Origin of the sequence: Corynebacterium sp. HMSC062A03, from assembly GCF_001811145.1 — a bacterium.
Taxonomy (GTDB): domain Bacteria; phylum Actinomycetota; class Actinomycetes; order Mycobacteriales; family Mycobacteriaceae; genus Corynebacterium; species Corynebacterium aurimucosum.
Genome location: NZ_KV803643.1, coordinates 1 through 837, shown reverse-complemented (window position 1 = coordinate 837; position 837 = coordinate 1). Strand labels below are relative to the sequence as shown.

At 54.6% G+C, this 837-nt stretch carries 1 protein-coding gene; it reads left to right on the top strand.

The window, feature by feature from the left end:
* A partial coding sequence (locus HMPREF2781_RS00005) for an HNH endonuclease (RefSeq protein WP_141750557.1) occupies positions 1 to 837 on the top strand: 837 nt, incomplete at both ends.

The following is an 837-nucleotide window of genomic DNA, read 5'->3' as shown; positions in this document are numbered from 1 at the left end:
CTTCTTCTTTTCCACCACCAACCCTAATAACCCACACGCGATGGCTCGTGCTCAAGCCCGGAGAGCCACCTATAAAACCTGGGTCGGGGCCATGCCCAGCCTCGACGCCGATATCAACACCACCGCACTATCCCTAGTGGCTGCCTGGTCACTGCCGGAAGGCCACATCAAATCCGGCCTGCGCGCTATCCACCGCCTAGATAGCCTGCCGAAAGTCAAAGCCATACAAGACACCCACTGCCTGCTGGATATTGAATCCCTCATTGCTATTGATCAACCCATGTCAGCACTGACAGCCCTAACAAAAGAAACCCTTGAGTTCATCGACACCCTCCTGGCTGACTTTTTTACCCCTTCTAAGCCGAACCAAGCTTTTCCTACACGTAGTCAAATCAGGCGCAAAGTCCGCGATATATGTAAAACACTGGATGATTCCATTGCCTATCGGGATACCCGCCCTAAAGATAGCTACCGGTTTTCCTCTAACGGTACCTCTGCCTGGTTGGAACTGCAGGTTGGGGAAGACACCGGCATGAAACTTGATGCTTTCATCCACCAGACCGCAACCAAGGAAGACATCACTGTCGCTGAGGCAGTCATCAAACTGCTTTCCGGTGAAATACAGCCACCAGCTACGGTGGTGCTCCACACCTACCAGGCCTGCGATATTGAGGATGCACCGACCTTTATTGAAGGCTTCGGCTGGCGGGCTGAGCCCATGCCACATGACAAGGTGCGAGATTTAACCGGTGAGGTCGCCGAAGCCGATGGCTACCAACCCGGCCTGATTATGCGCAAACTTGTCGAAGGCCGCGACGGTACCTGCCGGGTCGGCGG